Origin of the sequence: Mycobacterium neglectum, assembly GCF_002591975.1 — a bacterium.
In the GTDB taxonomy this organism is placed as follows: Bacteria; Actinomycetota; Actinomycetes; order Mycobacteriales; family Mycobacteriaceae; genus Mycobacterium; species Mycobacterium neglectum.
Map to the genome: position 1 here is coordinate 101,946 of NZ_NVQE01000007.1, position 24,059 is coordinate 126,004.

The window sequence follows — 24,059 nt, forward strand, 5'->3', positions numbered from 1 at the left end:
CTCGCTCATTTGGCGGCCGCCAATAGTGCGCGGGACAGCAGGATGCGCTGCATCTCGATGCTGCCCGATGACACCGTCGAGGCCTGCGAGTACTTCCAATGGTCCTCGACCTCCCCGAGGAACCATGCCGCTCGTGGATCGTCGTGGGCCACCTCGGCCGCGATGTCCATCAGCACCTCGGCGCTGTCCTGGTCCAGCTTCGTGACGGCGATCCGATATGCCGCCGCGTCGCCCGGCTGGATGCGCCCGCTGCTCTGCAACGAGACCACCCGGTAGGCCATCAAACGGGCCCGGCGGCAATGAGTCAGCATGCGGACCCACCGACCGCGAAGCTCTGCCGGCAGCTGATCCCAGCGGTCCCCGAGAACCGTTGGCGCAGCCGCCAGGAGACGCTCGCACCGGGCATACCGGGCGATGCCGACCCGCTCGAAGGACATCACGTCCTGCACGATCGACCAGCCCGCGTCGACGGTGCCCAGCACATCGGCCTCGGTGACCCGCAGATCATCGAAGAACACCTCGTTGAGGTGGTGCGGGCCCAACATGGCGCGGATCGGTCGCACCTGGATCGCCGGATCATCCATCGGAACCAGGAAGATCGTCAGACCCTGCTGCTTTTTCTCACCTCTCGACGTCCGCGCCAGCAGGAAGCACCATTGAGCCATGGTGGCGTAGGAGGTCCAGATCTTCTGACCGCTCACCAGCCAGCCGTCGCCGTCGAGTCGCGCTGTGGTCCGCAGCGATGCAAGGTCCGAGCCAGCTTCTGGTTCGGAGAACCCCTGACACCAGATGACCTCGCCGCGCGAGATGGGCGGCAGATGCTTGCGCTGCTGTTCTTCTGAGCCGTGCCTCATGATGATCGGCCCGACCCAGTTCACGCCCATGTACTGCGCTCCGCGTGGTTCGTGGTGCGCCCACATCTCTTCGCGCACCACTGTCTGCTCCCATACCGATGCCGCGCCGCCGCCGAACTCTTCGGGCCAGGACAGGCACAGCAGGTTGCGCTCGGCCAGCAGCCGGCAGAAGGCTTGCGCGGTCTCCAGGTCGGCCGGATTGTCGGTGAACGCACCCAGAAAGTGTTCGGGCACATTACTGTTCACCAACTCGCGCAGCTCTGTGCGCAGCGCGTCGGCCTTCTGTCCCATCTCGAAATCCATGGCCTACCCCGATCTTTCCGCGCCGGTAAGCCCGAGCTCGCCGAGCACATCGTCGGTGTCTTCACCCAACAGCGGAGCAGGGCCGGCGACTCTGCCGGGGGTACGCGAAAACCACGTCGGCACACCTGGGAACCGAACCGGCCCGTGCACGGTGTCCACCGTCTCGAACAGACCGACGGCGTTGAGATGCGCGTTGTCGAACAATGCATCCGGTGTGTTGAGCGGCGCCGCGGGAATCTCCAGCTGACCGAACAGCGCGAGCCACTCCTCGGTGGTGCGCTCCTTCAAGGTTTCGGCAAGCAATCCGTACACGGCGTCGATGTCGTTGGACCGCAGCTCGAGGGTCGCGTACTTATCGTTGTTCCATGCCGGCTGCACCGCATTGATGAAGGCGTCCCAGTGCTTGTCGTTGTAGATCAGCGCCGCGATGTACCCGTCGCTGGTGCGATACGGCCTGCGATTCGGCGCCACGGTGCGCGGATAGACGGCCGGGCCCAACGGGGGGTCGAACATGGCGCCGTTGGCATGTTCGACCAGCATGAAGGATGCCATGGTCTCGAACATCGCGACCTCCACCTCCTGTCCCTCCCCCGTGCGCTCGCGGTGGAACAGCGCCATCGTCGTCGCATAGACCGCGGTAAGCCCGGCCACCTTGTCCGCGATGATGGTGCCCACGAAGTCGGCCTGACCCGTCAGCTGCTGCTGCACCGCGGGCAGTCCGCATTCGGCTTGGATGGTGTCGTCGTAGGCGGGCCGGTCGCGGTCGGGCCCGCGGTGACCGTATCCGTAGCAGTTCGTGTAGACGATGGCCGGATTGATCGCGGCGACATCCTCGTAGCTGAACCCCAGCTTGGCGATCGCCTTCGATCGCATCGAGTGGATGAAGACGTCGGCGCGTTCGATGAGCGCGCGCAGCGCTTCCTTACCCGCGTCGGTTTGCAGATCCAAGACGATGCTCCGCTTGCCGCGGTTCACGTTGACGAACACTCCGCTCATCCCCGACTCCGGGCCGACGGAGATGAATCGTGTGTTATCACCCTGTGGGGGTTCAACTTTGACAACATCGGCGCCCATGTCCGCCATGATCTGCGTGCAGTACGGACCCATCACCATCGCGGTGAGGTCGACGACGCGTACGCCCGCCAGCGGACCGTCAGGCATGGTTCACTTCCGATGACTCATGCGCCGCCATTTGAAAGCTGTACCGGATGTGGTCACCGTGACCGTCTGGCACGACGGGGAACACCAGCGGTTGGGTGTCGTCGCGGATCGCGGTCATGTTCGCACCGACGTCGGCGATCGACCACGACGGGCGGTATACCCCAGGTGTCTCGGCCACCATGGCCGTGGCCACTCGACCCGCGAGCGCGACGAGGATTTCCCCGGTGATCGAACAGGTCTCGTGCGCGAGCCACCCGACCACAGGCGCCACCAGTTCGGGTCCCATCGGCGGATATGCCGACGTGTCGATGCCTTCGGCCATGCGCGTGACGGCAGCGGGCACGATCACGTTGCTCTTCACACCGTGTTCGATGCCTTCCATCGCTGCGACGTTCGACAGCCCGATCACGCCCGCCTTGGCGACCGCGTAGTTCGCGACTCCGTGGTTTCCGTAGAGCCCGCCGATCGACGAGGTCAGCACGATGCGTCCGTAGCCTGCATCGCACATCACCGGGAATGCCGGCCGCACAACGTGGAAAGCGCCGCGAAGGTGGACGTCGACCACGGCCTCGAAGTCCTCATAGGTCATCTCCCGCAATGGGGCGCGCCGGACGTTTCCGGCGTTGTGGATGAGGATGTCGACGCGGCCGAACCGTTCCAGCGCGGTCTCGATGATCGCCGTGCCACCGGCCGCGGTGGCCACCGAGTCGGTACTGGCGACCGCTTCCCCTCCGGCAGCGACGATCTCGCGCACCACATCGTCGGCGGGCGTGGCATCCGCATCGGGTGGTGGGTGGGAGGCATTACCGCCTCCGGACAGGTCTCCGCCGGGATCGTTGACGACGACCTTCGCACCCTGTGCGGCCAGCAGCAGGGCGTATGAGCGGCCGAGCCCCCTGCCACCGCCGGTGACGACGGCCACCCGACCGTCGAATCTCAAGTCAGCCATTCGTACCTCCGATTTGTGTGCAAGAACGTGCGCTCACCGCACGTGAGCGCACACAAATCGCTAGTTTCCGAGGACAAGGCCATCGAGGTCTCCCTTGTCCCGCCACTCGGCGATCAACTCCTCGAAGGCGTAGAAGCCGGGTGAATAGAAGTCGCCGAGGAACGAACCATTGCCCACGGCACCTCCTCGGCCTTCATTGTTGTAATAGCCTGGCGTGCAGGATAGTTCGAATGCCGAGTTGTCGATTGCAAGCTCGCGGACCGTCTGCACCCAGGCGTCCTGAGCCTCTTGACTGGGCTCGACCGTCGTCGCACCGCGGTTCTGCGCCTCGGCGATGATGAAGGCGATGTGCTTGGCCTGCTGCTCGAACATCGCCGTGGTGTTGGCCGATACTCCACCCTGAATGAAGCCCATGAAGAACTGGTTCGGGAATCCGCGGCTCGTCATCCCGTGCAGGGTCTTGTAGTTGTCCTGCCAGTAGTCGAAGAGCGAGAGCCCGTCGCGACCGACGATCTGGTCGATCGCGTACCGGCGGCTGATCTCCGTCGAAATCTCGAAGCCGCTGGCGAAGACGACGCAATCGACCTCGTATTCAACACCGTCGGCGACGATTCCCTTCTCGGTCAGCCGTTCCACGCCCTTGGACGCAGACACGTCGACAAGCGTGACGTTGGGCCGGTTGAAGGTGGCCAGATATTGCTCACTGGACGTCGGGCGCTTGCACATGAACCGGTAGTAGGGCTTGAGCGCCTCGGCGGTGTCGGAATCGTCGACGATCTCGGCGACGCGGCGACGCAGCCGCTCCATGATCTTGAAGTCTTCCTCTTCCCGAAATGCCATGATCTGCTCAATGGTCACAGCCGTGGGGTCATCGCTACCCGCGATTCGGGCGGTCAAATTGCGGCCGAGCTCAGTCCAGAAGTCGCACACCAGATCCGGCTCGCCAAATACGACGCCGACGAACGGCGACCAGTTGTGGAAGTTGCGCTTGCGCTCCTCCTGCCAGCCCGGCTGCAGCGACGCGGCCCAGTCGGGATCGGTGGCCGGGTTGGTGCGCGCATCCACCGACGACGGTGTGCGTTGGAACACGAAGAGCTCTTTGGCATCGCGGCCGAGGTGCGGCACCAATTGGATTCCGGTCGCGCCGGTGCCCACGAGGGCGACTCGTTTGTCCGCAAGCTTCTCCAGGCCGCCATCGGCGTCACCACCGGTGTAGTCGTAATCCCATCGCGCCGAGTGGAACACGTGGCCCGTGTAGTCCTTGATACCCGGGATTCCTGGCAGTTTGGGCCGGTTGTACGAGCCCTGCCCCATGACGACGAACCGCGCCCGGATGTCGTCGCCGCGGTCGGTACTGATCCGCCAACGCTGCGTCGCATCCTCCCAACGAAGTTCGCGCACCTGGGTGGAGAACAGCGCGCCGTCGTACAGGCCGAAGTGCTTGCCGATGTTGCGGCAGTGCTGAAATATCTCGGCACCGTCGGCGAACTTCTTCGACGGCATGAAGTCCAGCTCTTCGAGTAATGGGATGTAGCAGTAAGCGTCGTTGTCGCACTGGATTCCGGGGAATCGGTTCCAGTACCACACCCCGCCGAAGTCGCCCGCCATCTCGATCACACGGATACCGTCGACGCCGGCCTTTGTGAGATGCGCGCCCGCCAGCAGTCCGGCGAAGCCGCCGCCCAGAATCACGACCTCGGCGTCTTCGACGATCGGGTCGCGGTCGGTCACCGTCGTATAGGGGTCGACCTCGTAGAACTCGGCGAATTCCCCTTCGAGCTCCAGGTACTGCGACCCGCCTTCGGGCCGCAGACGCTTGGCCCGCTCGGCTGCGTACTTCTCGCGAATCGCTGGGATGTCGATGTCGGTAGGGGTGTCAGTCGGACCGCAGGTGTTCTCGGTCGTCGTCATATATCTCCTCTTGTTGGCGAATTCGGCGCGCAAACCGACCGTGACGGTGCATTAGCGCGCCGAATTCGCTAAAGCTCCTGTGGTTCGCCGGTGCCCATGTACTTGGACAGCTGAAAGTGGAGGTTCACGGTGCTGCGCTCGCGGTACGGGTTGGGCTTGGTCCCACCGAAGCCGGCCGACTTCATGCCCTGCTGCACGGCGGCCATGTTCGAGAAGTCTTGAGGCAGGACCGAGAGCCAGTTCGGGGAGTCTTTCGGGGTGTACTGCCATTCCGTCTGCGGCTCTTCGCCTTTGGGGTAGAGCTCGAAGACCGCAACCTCGAAGATGCACTTGTCGGGGTCGTAGCTCGGATCGGGCCGGGCGGAGTAACACAGCGCGCTCGTCAGCCCCTGGCCCACCTGGAAGTTCGGGAATATCTGCCAGGCCGTGCCGCTCTGACCGAGGATGTCCGGCGGGATCGTCGGCCAGATGACGCCGCGTTCCTCGTCGTCGCGGCGCGCAGAAGCCAGCCAGTGCTGCAACACCTGGTCGGCGGGTGTGCCCTCGGGCAATTCGTCGACGAGCCGCTTGGCGGCGTTCACCAAGGTGTTTGTGGTGGTCGCGTTGGTCTCTTCCATCGTGTAGATCTGCATCTCTGCTGTCGAGATGCGTGGATCACCGGTGCCGAGGCGGATCTTGGATTTGGTCTCGTCCATACCCTTTGGCGCGTCATAGCCGATGTTGCTGTGCTTGCCCTGCGCCTTGGCCCAACCCTTGAATTCGCCGAACTTGTTGAACTCCGGGTGCGTGGTGAACACGTGGTAGGTCTCGTTGAAGGCCTCCATCGCGACCTTCCAGTTGCAGTCGAAGTACAGCCACTTGCGCCACTTGTAGCGCATGTTCTCCAGACCGAACGGGTCGAGGATCTTCGCCGCGGGCATCAAGTAATCCGTCAATGGTTCGCAATCGGGATCCATGTTGACGAACAACCAGCCGCCCCACGTATCGACCTGGACGGGAACGAGGTGGGTGTTGTCGGCGGTCAGCGCACCCTTCCAGTCGTCCTGCTCGCGGATGTGGGTGCAGGCGCCGTCCAAACCGTATGTCCAGCCGTGGAATCCGCAGACAAAGGATTTGCGCGCCCGGCCGACGGCGTTCTTGGCGCCGTCGGGATTGTCGACCAGTTTGCGTCCGCGGTGCATGCACACGTTGTGGTGTGCGGCAAAGGTGTGCGCGCCCGTTCGTACAATGATGATCGAGTCGTCGAGTATGTCGTAGGTCAGGTAGCCGCCGACTTCGGGGATCTCCTCGACGCGGCCGACCTGTTGCCATACCTTGCGCCACAGCCGGTCTCGTTCTGCGCGGGCGTACTCCTGCGAGATGTATGCCTCGACACCGATGGTCATCGGCGACGACAGATCTTCGGCAATCTCGCCGGTCGAGTCGTCGGGTTCCGCGTCGACCTCGATGGTGGCGTCGAGATCGGATTCGGTGTGGGTCATTAGATCCTCCTAATGGCTTCTCGGAAGGAATCGTCAGCGAGAAAGAGTGAGGTGTTGTCGGCACCCAGATGCGTCCATTTGAGGTTGAGCCCACCGTCCACGAGCAGTGTCTGGCCGGTGATATAGCTCGACATGTCCGACAGCAGGAACAGGATCGCGCCCGCCTGTTCCTCGGGGGTGCCGCGACGGCCCATTGCGATGGCGGTGCGGTCGCGGTCGGGGTCGTCGTCGACATAGGTGCGTGACGCGGCCGTCGCCGTCACGCCCGGCGCAACGGCATTGACACGGATGTTGTCCAGTGCGAGTTCGGCGGCCATCGTCCGCGTCATCGCCACCACCCCCGCCTTCGCGGTGCCATAGGCGATATGGAACGGCGCCGTGTTCATCCCGCTGATCGAAGAGATCGAGACGATCGATCCTGGGTTCTTGTGCTCGCGGATTTCTGCGGCCACCGCCTGGCTCATGAAGAACGCGGTTTCGAGATTGGCGGCGAACAGTGCCCGCCAGTCCTCACGCGTCACCCGCGTCGAGGGCATCCACGTCGATGGCGCGGCCCCGCCCGCGATGTTCACCAACCCGTACAGGGCACCGTCGGTGCGTCGCACCTCATCCATGACGGCGGCGACGCCGTCGTCGGTGGACGCGTCCGCGGAGACCGGCACGACGGACAAGCCCTGATCGGCAAGCGGCGCGACATGCTCGTCGAGGTTCTCCTTGGATCGGCTCACCGCGACCACGGTGGCTCCGGCCTGCGCCGCCATCCGGGTGATCGTGGTGCCGATGCCGCCACCGCCCGCCCCGGACACAACGACGATGCGCCCGTCCAGCCTCAGAAGGTCATCCATGTCATTTGTCCGGACAACATACGGTGCTCTGCATATTGCAGAACACTATTCCGCAGCGGTTATCGCCCCGTCAAGGGTGGACGAGCAGGCTCTTCGGGCTATTGTCTGGACTAGCAGGGCTTGATAACGTCCGGGGTCATGACTCTTCCCGCGACGGCATCGCGCCCGCCCTCCCGGTATATCGCGACCAATCCGGAGGTCGCCGACGGTTGGCGCCTCGAGCGGCTCACGATGCCGAGCCGGCTGTTCGGCGCGAACGGGCTGCGGACGGGACCCGATGGCCGCGTCTACGTCGCGCAGGTGACCGGCAGCCAGATCAGCGCCGTGAATCTGGGAAGCGGCGACATCGAGGCGGTCAGTCCCAAAGGGAGCGAGATCATCGCACCCGATGACGTCGCCTTCGACTCCAGCGGCAACCTGTACGCGACCGAGGTGATGGACGGGCGGGTGAGCGTGCGTGAGCCCGGCGGCGCGGCACGGGTGCTGCGCGACGGCCTTCCGTGCGCCAACGGGATAACCGTGCACGCCGACCGGCTGTTCATCAACGAATGCCGTGATGGCGGCCGTCTGATGGAACTCGATCGGGCTACCGGCGCATCGCGAATTCTGCTGGAGGATCTGCCATCGCCGAACGCGATGGAGGTCGGGCCGGACGGAATGTTGTACTACCCGCTGATGACGGCCAACGAGATCTGGCGCATCGATCCCGACGGCGGTGAACCGCAGCGGGTGACCGGTGATCTGGGCGTGCCGGATGCGGTCAAGTTCGACGCCGACGGCTTCCTGGTGTCGACCCAGGTGGCCAGCGGGCAGGTACTGCGTATCGACCCGCGCACCGGCAACAAGACGCTGCTGGCACAGCTCAACCCGGGTCTCGACAACCTGACCTTCCTCGGCGACCGACTGTTCGTCTCCAACTTCACCGGCGAAATCACCGAGATACTGGCCGGCGGTGAGACGCGCACGGCGCTACCGGGCGGATTGAACTGGCCGCTGGACCTGGTCGTCGCAGACGACGGCCGGCTGTACGTCGCCGACGGCACGTACTTCTACGCCGTCGGCGCCGACGGCTCGCTGGACATCGTCGGAATGCTCTTCACCCCGGGGTATCCCGGCTTTCTGCGCGGGCTGGCTCCTGCGGGCGAGGGAGTCTTCGTGGTGGCGACGTCGGGTGGCCAGATCGCCCGCTACCGGCCGGGCGACGGCGAAACTGACTACCTGGCAGATGGATTCGATCAGCTCTACGGCGTTGCCATCGGCCCCGGCGACAGCATCGTGTTCGCCGAACTCGGCACGGGCAGCGTGCACGCGCTGCGGTCGGGCAACGTCGAACTGCTCGCCTCCGGACTGCAGGACCCGATCGGCGTGGCGTTCGGGTCCGACGGAGTGCCGTTGGTGGCGGAGTCGGGCGCGGGCCGCGTTGTGCGGCTGACCGGCTCGACCGAGACCGTCGTCGACGGATTGCAGCGGCCACAGGGCATCCATGTCCGCGACGGTCGGCTGTACATCGTCGACGCGGGCGCGAAAGAGGTCATCGCCGTCGATCTGACCAGCGGTGAACGGCACACCATCGCCTCCGGCATGCCGGTCGGCCCGCCGCCAGGGGTGAATCCCAAGCCGCTCAAGGGAATGCCGCCATTCTCCGGTCCGCAGGGACCGTTCGCCGGCATCACCTCGGGGCCCGACGGCAGTCTGTACGTCTCGGCCGACGGCGACGGCAGCGTTCTGGCATTGCGACGCAAATGACCGTCACGCCTGCCGACCACCGGTACCTCCAGGTGGCGCGCACCCTTCGCAAGGAGATCGTCGACGGGGTGTATCCCGTGGGTTCACAGTTACCGACCGAGCAGCAATTGTGCGAACGCTTCGAGGTCAGCCGCTACACGGTGCGCGAGGCACTGCGACGGCTGCGCGACGACAACCTCGTCGCGTCCCGGCCGCGTGCCGGGACGCTCGTCGTTCCGCGTCCGGAGGCCACCAGCTATGCCCAGGACGTGATGTCGATCAATGATCTGCTCGCATTCGCCTCGGGCGCGCAGCTCGCCATCGAGTCCAACGCGATGGTGATGATCGACGAACGCCTCGCCGAGCGGACCGGCCTGAGTGTGGGGACGGAATGGCTCGCGGTCCGAGGCTTCCGGGTGGACGGCACCGCGGCACCGGTCTGCGCGACGGAGTACTACATCAACCGGGCATTCGCGGCGGTCGGCCGCCTGCTGCAACGGCATTCAGGGCCCATCTTCCCCCTGATCGAGGACCTGTTCGGGGTCAGCGTCGTCGAGGTACGTCAAGAAATCTCCGCGGTACCGGTCACCGCTGAGTTGGCCGACGCGCTGCAGGTCGACGTGGGCACCGCTGCGCTGGAGATGCAGCGCACGTACAAGACGTCCGACGGTGAGGTCGCACAGGTGACCGTCAACACGCATCCGTCGTCGCGCTACCGGCATTCGATGACGATGCGCCGGGTAAAGGGGCTGTCCGGGCAGTGAGGGTCGACGAGCAGCGTGCGGCCGACGCCTACCGGCGCGGGCTGTGGGTGAACGAGACGCTCGCCGACTCGTTGCGGGACGCCGCCAGGGCGACGCCCGAGCGAACGGTGTTGGTGGACGGCGATATTCGGCTCAACTGTCGGGCCTTGCATGAAAAGGCGACCGCGCTGGCTCAGAGCCTGATGGAGTTGATGCCCGCGGGCGGCGTGGTGTCCTTCATGTTGCCCAATTGGCACGAAGCCGCCGTCATCTATCTCGGCGCGACACTGGCAGGCATGGTGGTGAACCCGATCCTTCCCTCGCTGCGGGATCGCGAGCTCGCGTTCATCCTGTCCGACGCGGACAGCCGCGCGGTCTTCGTGCCGTCGACCTTCGGCAACCACGACTACGCCGCCATGCTGGATCGGGTGACCGCGTCGATGGCGTCACCGCCGGAAGTTGTGGTGGTCCGCGGCGATGCAGGCACGCACACGTCCTACGCCTCCTTCACCACGAACACCGCAGCGGTGCTGCCCGTGCTGAATCCCGACACGGTGCGGATGATCCTCTACACGTCCGGCACGACCGGAAGGCCTAAGGGCGTTCTGCACAGCCATAATTCGATCCACGCACTGATCCGCCAGATCGGCGAGCACTGGCTGGTGACCGACGGCGACAGGTTCCTCGTCCCGTCGCCGATCGCCCACATCGGCGGATCGATCTATGCGTTCGAATGCCCGCTGCTGCTCGGCACGACCGCGGTGCTGATGGAGCGCTGGGACCCTGATACCGCGGTGTCGCTGATGCTGGCGGAACGCTGCACTCACATGGCGGGTGCCACACCGTTTCTCGACGGCGTGCTCGCGGCCGCGCATCGAGCAGGCACCCAGCTGCCGGATCTGAAGGTGTTCATCTGTGGCGGAGCATCGGTTCCGCCGTCGCTGATCCGCAGGGCAACAGACTATTTGGAGAAGGCCGCCGTCTCCCGGGTATACGGATCGACCGAAGTGCCTGTGACCACCGTGGGTTCTCTCGGCGACGTCGACCATGCCGCCGACACCGACGGCCTGGCGGGCATCGCCGACATCAAACTGACCGATGGCGAGATCTGCGCGCGCGGCCCGCAGATGCTCGTCGGCTATCTGCACACCGACGACGAAACGGCGTCGTTCGACACCGAGGGCTACTTCCGCACCGGCGATCTCGCGCGCTGGGTCGACGGCGAATACCTGGTGGTGACCGGTCGCGCGAAGGACATCATCATCCGAAACGGCGAGAACATCTCGCCCAAGGAGGTCGAAGACCTGCTGATCGCGCATCCGGCGATCGCCGAGGTCGCGGTCGTCGGCGTGCCCGACGACCGCACGGGCGAACGGGCATGCGCGGTGGTCGTGACCGTCGATCAGCACGCCCCCACACTGGACGACCTTGCCGCTCTCCTGATCGGTGAAGGACTGGCCAAGTTCAAAATCCCTGAGCAGATCGTCATTTGGGACGCACTGCCGAGGAACGACGCGGGCAAGGTCTTGAAGCATCAGATCCGTACGACGCTTATGAAGGTGGACTGATATGCAGGTTGCAATCGTGACGGGTGCGAGCAGCGGCATCGGATTCGGATGCGCGACCAAACTCGCCGAACAGGGGATGGCCGTCCTGGGAACGGGCCGCGACGCGGAACGACTCGGCGACCTGGAGCGGGCGGTCGGTGATCCCGAGCGCATTGCCACGATCGCCGTCGACCTGACCACCGACGACGGGCCGCGACAAATCGTCGACGCCGCCATCGCGCGATGGGGCCGCATCGACTTCCTGATCAACAACGCCGGCGTGGGCAAGCCCAAGCCGCTGCACGAGACCGACGACGAATCATTGGACTATTTCCTCGGTTTGATGCTGCGCGCGCCGTTCCGACTTGCCCGTGAAGCCGTCGTGCACATGCAGCCCGGCTCGGCGATCATCAACATCACGTCGACGTTCGCCGTCGTCGGCGGACTGCGTGGCGGTGCATATTCGGCGGCCAAGGGCGGGCTGACCTCACTGACGAGGCACATCGCCTGCCAGTACGGACCGCAGGGCATTCGCTGCAACGCCGTCGCTCCCGGTGTCACCCTCACTCCGATGGTGGCGAGCCGCCTAGAAGACTCGCGGTTCCGCAAAATCAACACCGAGATGACTCCGTACCCGCGGCTGGGCGAAGTCAACGACATCGCGAGCACCGTCGCGTTCCTCTGCTCGGAGGGTGCAAGTTTCATCAACGGTCAGGAGATCGTCGTCGATGGCGGCTGGACGTCGACCAAGTACCTGTCTGACTTCGCATTGAACTCAGAATGGGTTGAAAGTTGAACCTGTTCGGGCTGCTGGACCAGGCCGCCGACCGTTTCGGCGACCGCGGGGCGGTGTTCTGCGGCGACCGCCAGCTGCACACCTGGTCCGAATTGCGTGAGCGGGCGTTGCGGATCGCATCCACCCTGGGGGCGCCTGGCACCCGCATCGCCGTTACCAGTGAAAACCGGCCCGAGATTGTCGAGTTGATGTTCGCGACGTGGGCGGCCGAATGCGTGGTGGTGCCGATCAACTACAAGCTGCACCCCCGCGAGATGGTCCAGATCCTCGACGACGCCGGCGTCTCGCGGGTATTCGCGTCGACCAAGATCGGTGGGGCACTGTCGTCGGTTACCCAGGTTCCCGTCGAAACCGTTGATTCGGAGGCTTATTCGGCTCGCGCGACGAGTTGCCCGGTGGACCCGCCGCGCGTCACCGATCCGGCAGCCCTTGCGTGGCTGTTCTACACCAGCGGCACCACCGGTCGCTCGAAGGGTGCGATGCTCACACACCGCAACCTGATGGCGATGACGGTGTCCCATCTCGCGGATTTCGACTCGCCGGACCACAACTGCAGCCTGGTGCACGGGGCGCCGATGTCACACGGCTCCGGACTCTACATCCCGCCGTACGTGTTACGCGGTGCGCGGCAGGTGATTCCGGAGTCCGCCGCGTTCGAACCGGACGAGTTCCTCGACCTCTGCGGGTACCACCCCGGCTGCAGCGCGTTCCTCGCCCCCACCATGGTGGCGCGACTGGTACAGACCGGACGCGCACGGCCACAGAACCTGCGAACGGTCGTCTACGGCGGTGGCCCGATGTACATCGACAGCCTGAAGAGGGCGATGGCGGCATTCGGCGCGATCTTCGTGCAGCTCTACGGCCAGGGTGAGGCGCCGATGACCATCACCGGCCTGCGACGGGCCGATCATGTCGACGCCGACGATGCGATCCTGGGGTCGGTTGGCTACGCGCGCTCAGGAGTGGACGTCGCTGTGCTGCGCGAGGACGGCACCTCGGCATCCGCAGGTGAGATCGGCGAGATCGTCTGTCGCGGAGACGTTGTCATGACCGGCTACTGGAACAATCTCGATGCCACGGCGAAGGCGCTTCAGGACGGCTGGCTGCGCACCGGCGATATCGGGTCCTTCGACGAGCGCGGCTTTCTCACGCTGCGGGATCGCTCGAAGGACGTCGTCATCAGCGGTGGCAGCAACATCTATCCCCGTGAGGTCGAGGAGATCCTGCTCGAGCATCCGGGAGTCGACGAAGCGGGAGTCGTGGGCGCACCCGACGAAGAGTGGGGCGAGGTCGTCGTCGCCTTCATCGTCGGATCGGCATCGCCCGCCGAACTGGACGCACACCTGCTCGATCGCATCGCCCGCTTCAAACGACCCAAGCGCTACGAGTACATCGACGAGCTACCGAAGAACAGCTACGGCAAGGTGCTCAAGCGCGACCTGCGCGAGCGCCTGACCTAGCGCCGCCGGCCGCGACTGTGCGGTTTCATTCGCGACACGCCGCGGCGGCGTCGAAATCCGCACACTCGCGCGCGATGGGCTCAGCGCGCGGCTTCCGTAGCATGGCGATATGCGCGTCGTCATCGCCGGTGGGCACGGCAAGATCGCCCTGATCCTCGAACGTCTGCTCTCCGAGCGCGGGGACAGGGCAGTCGGCCTGATCAGGAACCCCGACCATGTCGCCGACCTCGAGACGGCAGGCGCCCAGCCGGTGATCGTGGATCTCGAAGCGGCCACGGTCGCCGATATCGCCGCACACCTGCAGGACGCTGACGCGGTCGTGTTCGCGGCGGGCGCCGGCCCCGGCAGCGGAGCGGCGCGCAAGCAGACGGTCGACTGTGACGCCGCCATACTGCTCGCCGAGGCGGCCGAGGCCGCAGGGGTGAGGCGCTATGTCATGGTTTCGGCGATCGGAGCCGACGTCGAGGCACCCGACGACATCGGCGATCCGGTCTTCGTGGCCTACCTGCGCGCGAAAGGTGCTGCGGACGACGCGATCCGGACGCGGAAGGAACTGGACGCGACTGTCGTGCGCCCCGGGCATCTCACGAACGACCCCGGTACCGGCCGGGTGGAGATATCCGACCAGACCGGCCTTGGTGACATCCCCCGCGAAGACGTCGCCGCGGTGTTGCTCGCTGTCCTCGATACCCCAGCCACCGCGGGCCGGACGTTCGAGGTGATCTCCGGTGACACCCCGATCGCCGATGCGCTTACCCGAGCGCTGTGACATCCACGGGAATGTTGCCCTGACGCGGTAAGCCGGTGATGCGGTCGTAGTCGACGTCGGTGGGGACGAGTCGGCCGACGTTGGTCCCTCGGTCGCGGAACTCGGCGTCTTCTTCGGGCAATCCGCCGAAGGCGTGATGCATCGCGATCACGTCGAGACGCAGAGTCTCGTCGGCTTCGAGCACCGCGGGAACGCTGTCGTGTGGCGAGCCGATTCGCACCGAAGCCCCGGACTGCAGGCCGAGCGCTTCGATCGCATCGGGATGCATGTACGCGGGGTTGTACGGTTTGCCCCGGTGCAGCGCGGCAAGGCTGGTACCCGAGGAGTTCATGAAGTTCTGACTGCGTCGCGGGATCAGCCGGAAGGGGAACGCGGAATCGTTTCGCGCAGTGACGAAGTCCTCGGCCAGCACCTCTGCGAGCTCGCCAAGCAGGTAGCTGTTGCCGATGTCGAGTCGCGCGGTGCAGTCGGGGTCCCGCGGCTGCACCACTGCATCGACGTCGAAGATCTTGCCGTGCGGATGGCTGCGTACTTCGTCGAAGGGTATGCGCGAGCCCGAACACATCTGTGCGAAAAGTTCTTCGGTAGTGAGGTCGGTATCGCGATTCATGTTGAGCACCACCGGCGGTGATTCCATGAACCTGCCCCCACCGCCGCCGAAGAAGTTCACGAACCACACGTCCAGGTTCATCCGCTTCGTCAGCCCGAGGAAGAACTGCCACTCCTCAGTGAGATCGGAACCGGCCGGCGGGTCGATGAGTCGCGGCACGTACTGCCCGTATGCGGCGGGAATACCGGTGCCGCTCGTGTAGTACTTGATGAGCTCGCTGCCCATCGTCATCGCGGGCGTCTCCATCTGCATCATCGGGGCGATGACATAATCCGCGAGTCGCGATGTCAGCGACATCTCCGTATCGAGGGTGACCAGCAGGTCGAGGCTCTCCAACGCGCGCAGCGTCTTGCGCTGATCGGGCCAGGCCGCCATCGGATTGCCACCGATGCAGAGCAGCGCCTTCACCTGACCATCGCCCTCGAGCAGGATCTCATCGGCGAGCGCCGCGGTGGGCATACCCGCCACGGTGTCGGTGAGATCGCGCATCCTCAGCTTCTCGCCGTAGCCCCATCCCTCGTACGGCGGATGCGGTTGCGCCTTGGCCGTGAACGCGGGCATCAATGTGTTGGGCCGCAACACTTTTTCGCCGGCACGCTGCCAGCGGCCGCATATCGTCGTCAGGGCCAGACACAGATATTCGAGCAGGCTGCCGTGCATCGCGAAGTTCGCACCGGTTCCCGCGTTCACCATTCCGCGCCGCTCACCGTAGGTTGCGAACAGTCGCGCGGCGTCAATGAACTGGTCCTCGGGAACGTCGGCGCGCTCGGCGACGTAAGCCGGGGTGAATCCGGCCACTGCTGCCGCCAAATCATCGAAGCCGGCCACGTTGTCCTCGATGAACGCGTGGTCGCACAGACCTTCACGGATGACGAAGTTGATCATCCCGGCGAGAATCGTCACATCTTCGCCGGGGCGGGGCTGCAGGTGAATCGCTGCGCGCGCCGCCGTCTGGGACCGGCGCGGGTCGATCACGATGAGTTTCATCCCGCGGCTGATCGCCGTCCGCAGGTTCTGCGCGGGGTTCTGCCCTGGTATGCCGATGGCCTTGGAGACCAGCGGGTTCGTTCCCACCAGCAGCCAGCTGTCGGCCTCGTGGAAGTCGACGTCCCCGCCGAGCCAATGCCCGTGCGCAGCGAGCGCGATCTGCTTGCCGGGTTGATCGATCGTGTTGGCGGTGAAGAACATCGGCGACTCGATGGCTCTGAGAAACGCGTTGCCCATCAACGCCGACGCCGGATACGGCAGACCGTTGGTGCCCAGGTACATCGCGATCGAACGGGGGCCGTGGGTGGCGATCAAGTCCTGCAGTTTGGCCGCGATCTCGTCCATCGCGCGCTCGGACTCGATCGGCGCGTAGGTACCGTCGGCCTGCCGTTTCTGGCTGTGCAGGAGCCGCAATGGGTTGTTGTGGATTTCGGGCAGCGTCCGGCCCTTTACGCAGGTGTAGCCCTTGAACATGGGGTTGTCGGGGTCACCCGTCACCTTCGTGAGCCGGCCGTCGGTAACCGTCGCCAGCACCCCGCAGTGCGCCGAGCAGATCCGGCAGATTCCCGGCTGGGTCGTGGGATGGGCCATCGATCGATGCTAAGCGAACGCTCAGCACTCCCGCGCCGGAATGCCGATTACGTCACCAGATCAACCCGCGGATGACTTCTGCCTGAGGGATGTCCTCGACGGCGATCAATCCTTTGGGAGCCGCGCACACCCAGTCGATCACGTTGACCACGCGGGCTGCGGTGGAGACGCAGCCGGCCTCGGTGACATCGAGCACCGGATCGGAGACATGGGTGTTGAGTTCGACCCGCGGTTCGCCCTCGACCACGACGCGGTGCACGCCGGGCTTGCCGTCGGGTGGGTACTCCCACTCGGGGGCGGCGGCCTCGGTGAGGCGGGTGATGTGTTCCATCGTGATCACCGGTTCGCCGTTGCGGACACCCTCGACGGCGAAGCGAACCGCGGCCATCCCGCCGGGTTCGACGGTGCACATCTTGCACTCGATCCTCTGGTCGGTGTACCAGGGCTCGATCCGCTGCCGCACCTCGTCGAGTTCGATGCCCAGTTGGTCGGCGAGGTTGCGAACCGGTCCGCCCCACATCGTGGTGAGAACCCCGGGCAGGAAGAAGATCGGCTGCTCTTCATCTGCTTTGAGCCCGAAACCCATTGATTTGCCCGTGAACTCGAAGTCGTCGTAGTTGGCGTAGTCGAAGACCTCTTGGACGAGGATCGACGTCGCCCGGGTGACCAGGCTGAGCGCGCTGTGCACCTCGGTGTCGCCGGAGTAACCGGGATCGATGCCGTTCACATACAGCGAGGAGTTGCCCTCTTCGCAGGCCTTCTCCAGTGGGCCCGTCAACCACTCATCGGCCTGGCGGGGCGTCACCAGCCACACCATCGACGAGCCCACGACGTTGATGCCGGCAGCGAGTAATTTGGTCAACTGCTCGACGGCTTCCATGGGCCGGGTTTCGGCCTGCGCGGTGTAGACGACGCAGTCGGGCGCCAGGGCGATCAGCGCATCGACGTCATCGGTGGCGATGATGCCCGTCGGCTCGGTCAGCCCACATAGTTCCGCTGCGTCCCGACCGACCTTGTTCGGACTGGCGGCGTGCACGCCCACCAGCTCCAGGTCCGGCCGCCCGATGATGGCCTTGAGTGAATGTTGACCGACGTTGCCGGTGGAGAACTGCACAACTCGTCGCATCTGGGTCCTCGCTCAGTAGTCGGGAATCGGCAGCGGCGAGTTGTTGGAGTCGATGCCGCCGTCCACATGGAAGATAGCGTTCGTCGCATAGCAGTCCTTCGTTGACAGGTACACGCAAAGTCGCCCGAGATCCTCCACGTCACCGAGCCGATGCAGCGGCGTGGCCTCGTTCATCTTCTCCAAGGACCCGGGCATCATGTCCAGGCTGCCTTTCAGGCCATCGGTGGCGAACGAGCCAAGCGCTATCGCGTTGACCCGAATTTTCGGCGCCAGTTCCTGGGCCATCGCACGCGTCAGCGCCTCGAGAGCACCTTTGGCGGTGCAGTAAGCGGTCAAGGCGCGGATACCGAAACGCGCTGAGCCCGAAGAGATGTTGACGATGTTGCCGTGACCGGCTTCGATCATGTGACGCGCCGAGAGCTGGCTCATGATGAACGCCGATGTGACGCACCAGTCAAAGGTGTGCTTGAAGTCTTCATCGGTGATGTCGAGGAATTGACCGTAGGTCGAGCCGCCGACATTGTTGATGAGGATGTCGATGCGGCCGAACTGCTCCATCGTGGTGTTGACCACGCGTTCGCCATCGGGGCGGCTGATAGCGTCGGCGACGAGCGCAAGGCCCTTGCCGCCGGCCTTCTCGATACCGTCGATCGTCGCAACGATGTCGGACTCTGTTCGGGCGGTGCCGACGACAGTGGCGCCGGCTTCTGCGAGGACCCTCGCGATCCCCTGACCGACACCCTTTCCCGCGCCGGTGACGATGGCGACCTGTCCATCCAGATTGAATTGCTCCAGCGCCATGCCCGTCCTCTCATCAAGTGCAGCCCATCTAACGACCTCCATTGACTGAAGTCAATAACAGATCCGTCAAAGACTGTGCGTCACACGGTAGAGTCGGCGTATGGCGGTGGTAGACAGGCCCTCAGCGCGAGAGACCAAGCGGCTGCAGACACGTGAGCGTCTGATGGGAGCAGCCATCGCCGAGTTCAAACGCGCGGGGATGGCCGAATCAGACGTTGGGGCGATCGTCGCTGCAGCAGGCGTCGCCCACGGCACATTCTTCTTCCACTTCCCGACGAAGGAACACGTATTGCTCGAACTCGAGCAACGCGAGGAAGAGCGCATCGCCAAGCAGTTGGCGCGCTCCAGGGGTTCGACGCACAACCTGTCCTCTACGCTGAGTGAGGCCGTCCGCCTCGTGATGGGCCTAGAACGCCGCCTCGGCGCTGTGCTGTTCAAAGACTTTCTAGCACTGCATTTTTCGCAGACCCGTCCTGCCGACGAGAGCCGAAAGCACCCCGTCATCGTCGAGGTCGCGCAGGAGATCGAGTACGCCCAGAGTCAGGGCGGCGTCGATCCCGATGTGAACCCGATGAACAGTGCGGTGTTTTTCCTGCTTGGCCTGTATGCGCTGCTGACGACGACACACGATTGGCCCGGCCAGGCCGCGATGATCGATGACTACGTGACCAGGACACTTCGCAGCATCGAAGCAAAGTAGCCGATTGACTACCACAGCTCATTGACTATAGTCAGTCTGCATGAATCTGCCCACGCTGAATCTGGGCCGTAAACGCGACGCCCAGGCGGGGCCGAAGCCCTCAGGTAGCGGGCTCGACGAGCACATGGCGGCTTCGCAGGCGGCACAGCGTCAAGCCGACAAGTGGCTCATCTCCGGCAGCCTTTTGATCGGCACCGCGGCGCTGGGCGTCTTCGGTCTCCCACTGTTTCTTCGCGGCGTATGGCTGCTTCGCAAGGCCCAACGCGAAGGCCTGACAGTGCGGCCGATGCTGGTGACGCTGCTCGGCTACCTGGTGATCATCGATGCGGCGATCAACACCGTGGGCTGGGCGCTCGACCTGGTCGCCAACCACACGATCCTCGCTCGAATCCTGTTGAACGGCTGGGGTGCAATGTTCGACGCGGGCTACTTCTGGCACTACAACGAACTGTGGCTGGGCGGTGCGGCCGGACCCGGCGAGAAGGCCATGGAAGTCGGGATGATCCTCACCGTCTTCACGATGCGGATCGCCACGGCGATCGGATTCCTGCAGATGAAGCGCTGGGGCCACCAGTGGATGATCATCACCTGCTGGATGGGCGTCCTCATCTGGTGTCTGTACGTGTTCAACATGACCATGTACGCCGATGTGCGCTACGCAGGTGTCGTCCTGCCCGTCGTGGGCTGGTGGCTCTACGACATCTTCTACATCACCCCGTTCCTCGCGATCCCCTACCTGCATTCGGTCAACCGAGAGATCTTCTCCGACTAGCAGTCAGTGACTCAACTCATTGACTTTGGTCAGTTAGTGGGTTACAAAGAGCGGACCATGACGCCTCAGGTCAAGCAATCGGCGCGGGAGATGCGTCGGATCCAGACGCGAGAACGCATCCTCGCCGCGGCGATCGCCGAGTTCAAGCTTGCCGGCATGTCCGACGCCGATGTGAACGCTATCGCCGCGGCCGCGGGCGTCGCTCACGGAACCTTCTTCTTCCACTTCCCGAGCAAGGAGCACGTGCTGCTCGAGTTGGAGAGTCGCGAAGAGGCCAGGATGGCGGCGGACTTCGCGCGATTCCTGGATGACACACACGATCTGGTGACGGTGCTCAACGAAACCGTGCACCTGGTGACCGGCCTCGAACAACGGCTCGGATCTCTGCTCTTCAAAGAGCTACTTGCGTTGCACTTCTCGCCGACGCGCCCGACCAGGGACGAATGGACGGACCACCCGGTCATCGTGCTGTTGGTCCGCGAGGTCGAGCGGGCGCGCGGTGACGGTGAAGTGCATCCGGCCGTCGATGCGTTCTACAGCGCCGCGTTCTTCCTTCTCGGTGTGTACGGCGTGCTCACGACGACAGGTAACGCCGAGGTGCGGGACACGATGCTGGCCAAGTTGGTCGACACCGCCGTACGCGGTCTGGGTAACAGCAAGGAGGTCTGACGTGGATTGGGTCTGGGAGATCCTGCGGTACGTCGCCGCGTGGGGCGGAACCGGTTTGATCATCTGGTTCTGGTACTGGATGTTCTCGAATATCGGCACGTTCTGAGCGATCCGACTCGACATGTCTGAGCTCTCCGATACCCATGCGCTCGCGGTGGAGCGCAGTTGCGCGGTCACAGCCGTCGCCTTGAGCGGGCAACGCCGCGACGGGGTACGCCTCGTCAGCGGCCAGCGGCGTGACTTCGGCCTGAGCTCGACGCTGGATTTCATCCACGTCCCGTATCCGCCACCCGTGGGCGACTGGACACGCAGGACATTGACATGCGGTGTCGCGCTGCAATGTTCACCGTCGAAGGATCGCGTCGTCGAGTATCGATTGAATGAACTCTCCGCGCGGGACCTGAGCGCGCTGACGCTCGTCGAGGCCGGCGTCGCCCTGGGCTGGATCGCGCACAACTGGCCCGGACTCCTGGGTGAGCTGCGTCGGCTGCTGCCCGACCTCGAGCCGGCACCCAGCGATATGGACGCGAAGGAAATGCTCAACCGCGCGGTCGCACTCGCCCGCACGTCACAACCGCTGATCGTCGACCCGCTGCTGGGCAGCCTGCCCCGGGCGTACACCGATCCGCAGGGAATGGCCGACAAACTGCGTCGCACCTTCGGCCGGATGCCCTGGACCACAACGCAGAAGCGCCTTCCGCGGCCGTACTCCGTTCCCGTCGGCGGCGACGGCGGTGTGCGCAACCCCAACCTGCCCCCGCCTAGCCGTCCTGGTGACAACGATCTGGACGTCACACCCGAACATCGCCCGGGTATCCCGTATCCGGAGTGGAACGCGTGGACCGAGAGCTTCCTGGCCGACCATGTCGCGGTGCTCGAGCGCATGCACACGGACAATCACCGCCATCCGGTGACGGCGTCGGCCGATCTGCGGAAGTGGTTCTCCGAACAGACCCATCGCGCCATGAAGAACCGGCTGGAGGACGGCTCCGACCTCGACGTCGAGCAGTACGTCAGCCACTACATCGACCTGATCGCCGGCGAGGCCGGCGAGCCCCGCATCTTCCGCGATCTGCTGCCAAGCAGCCGCGACGTCAACACGGCGTTGCTGCTCGACGGCAGCTCGTCATTGGGAGTGCACGGCGGCAGGATCTTCAAGCTCGAATTGGCCTGTGCCGATGCACTTTCGCAGGCGATGACCCTGGCCCGCGAACGCCACGGGATCTTCGTGTTCACCGGCAACACCCGCCACCGCGTCGAGGTCACCTGCCTCAAGGACTTCGAGGACCGCAGGTTCGTGCCGCCGGGTGGACTCGGTCTGGCCACCGGCGGCTACACCAGGCTCGGCGCACCGCTGCGCCACATGACCAGCCGGCTGCTGGCCCAACCGTCGGAGCGTCGGCTGCTCATCGTGATCGGCGACGGTCTGATCTCCGACGAGGGCTACGAGGGCCGCTACGCCTGGGCCGACGCGGCACACGCCGTGGAGGAGGCCAACGAAGCGGGCGTGAGCATGTACTACGTCGGCGTCGGGCCGACCCGCGTCGATCCGCTTCCCGAAGTCTTCGGACCTCGGCGCTCCCAACGCATCCGGCGCATCGAGGAACTTCCCCGCGTACTGGCCCATGTGCATCGAGAGTTGGTGGCAGCGTGAAGGACACTTATTACTCCAACGGCAACGAAGTTCAGTTGTTCGAGCAGGCGTATCGCCAGCGCCTACCGGTGATGCTCACCGGACCGACCGGTTGCGGCAAGACACGACTCGTCGAGCACATGGGCCTGCTCCTGCGACGGCCTGTCGTCACGATCAGCTGCCATGACGATCTCACCAGTTCGGATCTCGTCGGGCGCTTCATGGTCACCGGGGGCGACGTCGTGTGGACCGACGGGCCGCTCACCAGGGCCGTGAAGGCCGGAGCCATCTGCTATCTGGACGAGGTGGTCGAGGCACGCCACGATTCGCTGGCGATCCTGCACTCGCTGACCGATCACCGCCGCGCTCTTTACCTGGACCGCGCAGGTGAAGTGGTCCGGGCACCCGACGACTTCATGCTGGTGTGCTCCTACAACCCCGCGTACCGCAGTTCACTCAAAGAACTCAAGCCGTCGTTCCGCCAACGCTTCGTCACCTTGTCGATGCGCTACCTGGAGCCCGACCGCGAAGCCAGGGTGATCGTCGCCGAAGCGGGTATCGCGCTCGAATCGGCTCAGCGACTCGTGCGGTGCGCCACGGCGATCAGGACCGCGGACGAGGCATTCCACTTCGAACCGCCGTCCACCCGGGTTCTGGTCACCGCAGCACAACTGATCGCTGCGGGCGCAACGGAATTGGAGGCGGCCGAGGCCTGCATCCTCGCGCCGCTGTCGAGCGACGGAGCGATCTCAGAAGGTCTACGCGAAGTCGCGGCGGCCAGCCTCTTGGAAGGAGTCAACTGACATGGACCAGAAGGAACGCAAGCGCAAGAGGGCGCTCATCGTCCTGCAGATCGTAATCTACGGCTATCTGCTGACGATGTTCGGAATCCAGCTCTACATGTCGTTCGCCCGGGGGTGGTGGGAGTTGTGAGTTCCGATGTGCGGGCCGGTGGCACGGTAGGCCTCGAAGAGCACGACGAGGAATCGCGGCTGGCGCAACGCCGGGCGGACAAATGGATGATCGTCGGCGCCGGCCTGATGGGGATGTGGGCCCCGGGGATCTTCGGCTTGCCGATCTTCCTGCGCGGGGTGTGGCTGCAGCGCCAGGCCGCGCGCGCCGGCCTGTCGATGCGGCCGATGATCGTCACGCTGATCGGATATCTCGTGCTGATCGACGGGATGCTCAACAGCCTCGGCTGGGCACTGGATCTCGTCGCCAACCACACCTTGATCAACCGCGTGCTGATGGTCGGCTGGGGCGCCATGTTCGACGCGGGTTACTTCTGGCACTACAACGAGGCGTGGGTCGGAGGGGCGGCCGGTCCCGGCGAGAAATCCATGGTCTTCGGGATGATCGTCACTGTCTTTGCGATGCGCTGCGCTGCGGCGATCGGATTCCTGCAGATGAAGCGCTGGGGACACCAGTGGATGATCATCACCTGCTGGATGGGCGTGCTCATCTGGTGCCTGTACGTGTTCAACATGACCATGTACGCCGACGTGCGCTACGCCGGCGTGGTCTTCCCGGTCATCGGGTGGTGGCTCTACGACATCTTCTACATCACCCCGTTCCTCGCGATCCCGTACCTGCACACGGTCAATCGCGAAATCTTCTCCGACTGAC

The 24,059-nt window shown here is 64.7% G+C and carries 22 protein-coding genes; 13 read left to right on the top strand and 9 right to left on the bottom strand.

Translation table 11 applies throughout. The features are described 5' to 3' along the window. Window positions 1–5 precede the first annotated feature (5 nt). The 6 genes from CSQ99_RS08350 to CSQ99_RS08375 form a co-directional block, all read right to left on the bottom strand. Window positions 6–1,157, bottom strand: a complete 1,152-nt coding sequence (locus CSQ99_RS08350; RefSeq protein ID WP_099038584.1) for an acyl-CoA dehydrogenase family protein — start codon at window positions 1,155–1,157, stop codon at window positions 6–8. A 3-nt stretch (window positions 1,158–1,160) separates the two neighbouring features. Further along, complete coding sequence (locus CSQ99_RS08355) at window positions 1,161–2,318, bottom strand: CaiB/BaiF CoA transferase family protein (protein ID WP_099038585.1); 1,158 nt, start codon at window positions 2,316–2,318, stop codon at window positions 1,161–1,163. Next, window positions 2,311–3,267 carry an SDR family NAD(P)-dependent oxidoreductase gene (locus tag CSQ99_RS08360; RefSeq protein WP_099038586.1) on the bottom strand — a complete coding sequence of 319 codons (957 nt, stop codon included), beginning with the start codon at window positions 3,265–3,267 and terminating at the stop codon, window positions 2,311–2,313. The genes CSQ99_RS08355 and CSQ99_RS08360 overlap by 8 nt, the downstream gene beginning before the upstream one ends. A 60-nt stretch (window positions 3,268–3,327) precedes the next feature. Next, on the bottom strand, window positions 3,328–5,178 hold the full coding sequence (locus tag CSQ99_RS08365; protein ID WP_099038587.1) for a flavin-containing monooxygenase: 1,851 nt from the start codon (window positions 5,176–5,178) through the stop codon (window positions 3,328–3,330). Between the two features lie 68 nt (window positions 5,179–5,246). After that, window positions 5,247–6,659 (bottom strand): aromatic ring-hydroxylating oxygenase subunit alpha, encoded by a 1,413-nt coding sequence (locus CSQ99_RS08370; protein WP_099038588.1) that lies wholly within the window; start codon window positions 6,657–6,659, stop codon window positions 5,247–5,249. Next, window positions 6,659–7,504 (bottom strand): SDR family NAD(P)-dependent oxidoreductase, encoded by an 846-nt coding sequence (locus tag CSQ99_RS08375; RefSeq protein ID WP_099038589.1) that lies wholly within the window; start codon window positions 7,502–7,504, stop codon window positions 6,659–6,661. The genes CSQ99_RS08370 and CSQ99_RS08375 overlap by 1 nt, the downstream gene beginning before the upstream one ends. 138 nt (window positions 7,505–7,642) lie before the next feature. Here CSQ99_RS08375 and CSQ99_RS08380 point away from each other — a divergent pair, with 138 nt between their 5' ends. The 6 genes from CSQ99_RS08380 (at window position 7,643) to CSQ99_RS08405 (ending at window position 14,544) form a co-directional block, all read left to right on the top strand. Continuing rightward, entirely contained in the window at window positions 7,643–9,250 is a 1,608-nt protein-coding gene (locus tag CSQ99_RS08380; RefSeq protein ID WP_099038590.1) for an SMP-30/gluconolactonase/LRE family protein, read from the top strand. Next, window positions 9,247–9,993, top strand: a complete 747-nt coding sequence (locus tag CSQ99_RS08385) for a GntR family transcriptional regulator (RefSeq protein ID WP_099038591.1) — start codon at window positions 9,247–9,249, stop codon at window positions 9,991–9,993. The genes CSQ99_RS08380 and CSQ99_RS08385 overlap by 4 nt, the downstream gene beginning before the upstream one ends. Beyond that, the gene (locus tag CSQ99_RS08390; RefSeq protein WP_099038592.1) at window positions 9,990–11,540 is read left to right on the top strand and encodes an AMP-binding protein; all 1,551 of its coding nucleotides are present in this window, start codon (window positions 9,990–9,992) and stop codon (window positions 11,538–11,540) included. Before CSQ99_RS08385 ends, CSQ99_RS08390 begins: the two co-directional genes overlap by 4 nt. 1 nt (window position 11,541) lies before the next feature. Continuing rightward, window positions 11,542–12,315, top strand: a complete 774-nt coding sequence (locus tag CSQ99_RS08395; RefSeq protein WP_099038593.1) for an SDR family NAD(P)-dependent oxidoreductase — start codon at window positions 11,542–11,544, stop codon at window positions 12,313–12,315. Further along, a complete protein-coding gene (locus tag CSQ99_RS08400) occupies window positions 12,312–13,775 on the top strand; it encodes an acyl-CoA synthetase (RefSeq protein WP_099038594.1) in 1,464 nt (487 codons plus the stop codon). Before CSQ99_RS08395 ends, CSQ99_RS08400 begins: the two co-directional genes overlap by 4 nt. A gap of 109 nt (window positions 13,776–13,884) precedes the next feature. After that, window positions 13,885–14,544, top strand: coding sequence for an SDR family oxidoreductase (locus CSQ99_RS08405; protein ID WP_099038595.1), 660 nt, complete (start codon window positions 13,885–13,887; stop codon window positions 14,542–14,544). Here CSQ99_RS08405 and CSQ99_RS08410 read toward each other — a convergent pair. The 3 genes from CSQ99_RS08410 to CSQ99_RS08420 are packed head-to-tail and all read right to left on the bottom strand — an operon-like array spanning window position 14,528 to window position 18,659. Further along, complete coding sequence (locus tag CSQ99_RS08410; protein WP_099038596.1) at window positions 14,528–16,732, bottom strand: molybdopterin-containing oxidoreductase family protein; 2,205 nt, start codon at window positions 16,730–16,732, stop codon at window positions 14,528–14,530. The genes CSQ99_RS08405 and CSQ99_RS08410 overlap by 17 nt on opposite strands. 52 nt (window positions 16,733–16,784) lie before the next feature. Then, window positions 16,785–17,858, bottom strand: coding sequence for an NAD(P)H-dependent amine dehydrogenase family protein (locus tag CSQ99_RS08415; RefSeq protein WP_099038597.1), 1,074 nt, complete (start codon window positions 17,856–17,858; stop codon window positions 16,785–16,787). 12 nt (window positions 17,859–17,870) lie between these two features. Continuing rightward, the gene (locus tag CSQ99_RS08420; protein ID WP_099038598.1) at window positions 17,871–18,659 is read right to left on the bottom strand and encodes an SDR family NAD(P)-dependent oxidoreductase; all 789 of its coding nucleotides are present in this window, start codon (window positions 18,657–18,659) and stop codon (window positions 17,871–17,873) included. 100 nt (window positions 18,660–18,759) lie between these two features. On the opposite strand from CSQ99_RS08420, the gene CSQ99_RS08425 reads away from it, so the two are divergent. The 7 genes from CSQ99_RS08425 (at window position 18,760) to CSQ99_RS08450 (ending at window position 24,058) form a co-directional block, all read left to right on the top strand. Continuing rightward, window positions 18,760–19,359 carry a TetR family transcriptional regulator gene (locus tag CSQ99_RS08425; protein ID WP_099038599.1) on the top strand — a complete coding sequence of 200 codons (600 nt, stop codon included), beginning with the start codon at window positions 18,760–18,762 and terminating at the stop codon, window positions 19,357–19,359. Between the two features lie 40 nt (window positions 19,360–19,399). Beyond that, window positions 19,400–20,131: a hypothetical protein gene (locus tag CSQ99_RS08430; RefSeq protein ID WP_099038600.1), complete on the top strand. Its 732-nt coding sequence runs from the start codon at window positions 19,400–19,402 to the stop codon at window positions 20,129–20,131. 57 nt (window positions 20,132–20,188) lie between these two features. Next, on the top strand, window positions 20,189–20,800 hold the full coding sequence (locus CSQ99_RS08435; RefSeq protein WP_099038601.1) for a TetR/AcrR family transcriptional regulator: 612 nt from the start codon (window positions 20,189–20,191) through the stop codon (window positions 20,798–20,800). A 121-nt stretch (window positions 20,801–20,921) separates the two neighbouring features. Further along, window positions 20,922–22,454, top strand: a complete 1,533-nt coding sequence (locus tag CSQ99_RS08440) for a nitric oxide reductase activation protein NorD (protein WP_099038602.1) — start codon at window positions 20,922–20,924, stop codon at window positions 22,452–22,454. Next, on the top strand, window positions 22,451–23,236 hold the full coding sequence (locus tag CSQ99_RS08445) for a CbbQ/NirQ/NorQ/GpvN family protein (protein ID WP_099038603.1): 786 nt from the start codon (window positions 22,451–22,453) through the stop codon (window positions 23,234–23,236). The genes CSQ99_RS08440 and CSQ99_RS08445 overlap by 4 nt, the downstream gene beginning before the upstream one ends. Before the next feature lies 1 nt (window position 23,237). After that, window positions 23,238–23,366: a hypothetical protein gene (locus tag CSQ99_RS31670; RefSeq protein WP_006241431.1), complete on the top strand. Its 129-nt coding sequence runs from the start codon at window positions 23,238–23,240 to the stop codon at window positions 23,364–23,366. Continuing rightward, complete coding sequence (locus CSQ99_RS08450; protein ID WP_099038604.1) at window positions 23,363–24,058, top strand: hypothetical protein; 696 nt, start codon at window positions 23,363–23,365, stop codon at window positions 24,056–24,058. Before CSQ99_RS31670 ends, CSQ99_RS08450 begins: the two co-directional genes overlap by 4 nt. The last annotated feature ends 1 nt before the right edge of the window (window position 24,059 follow it).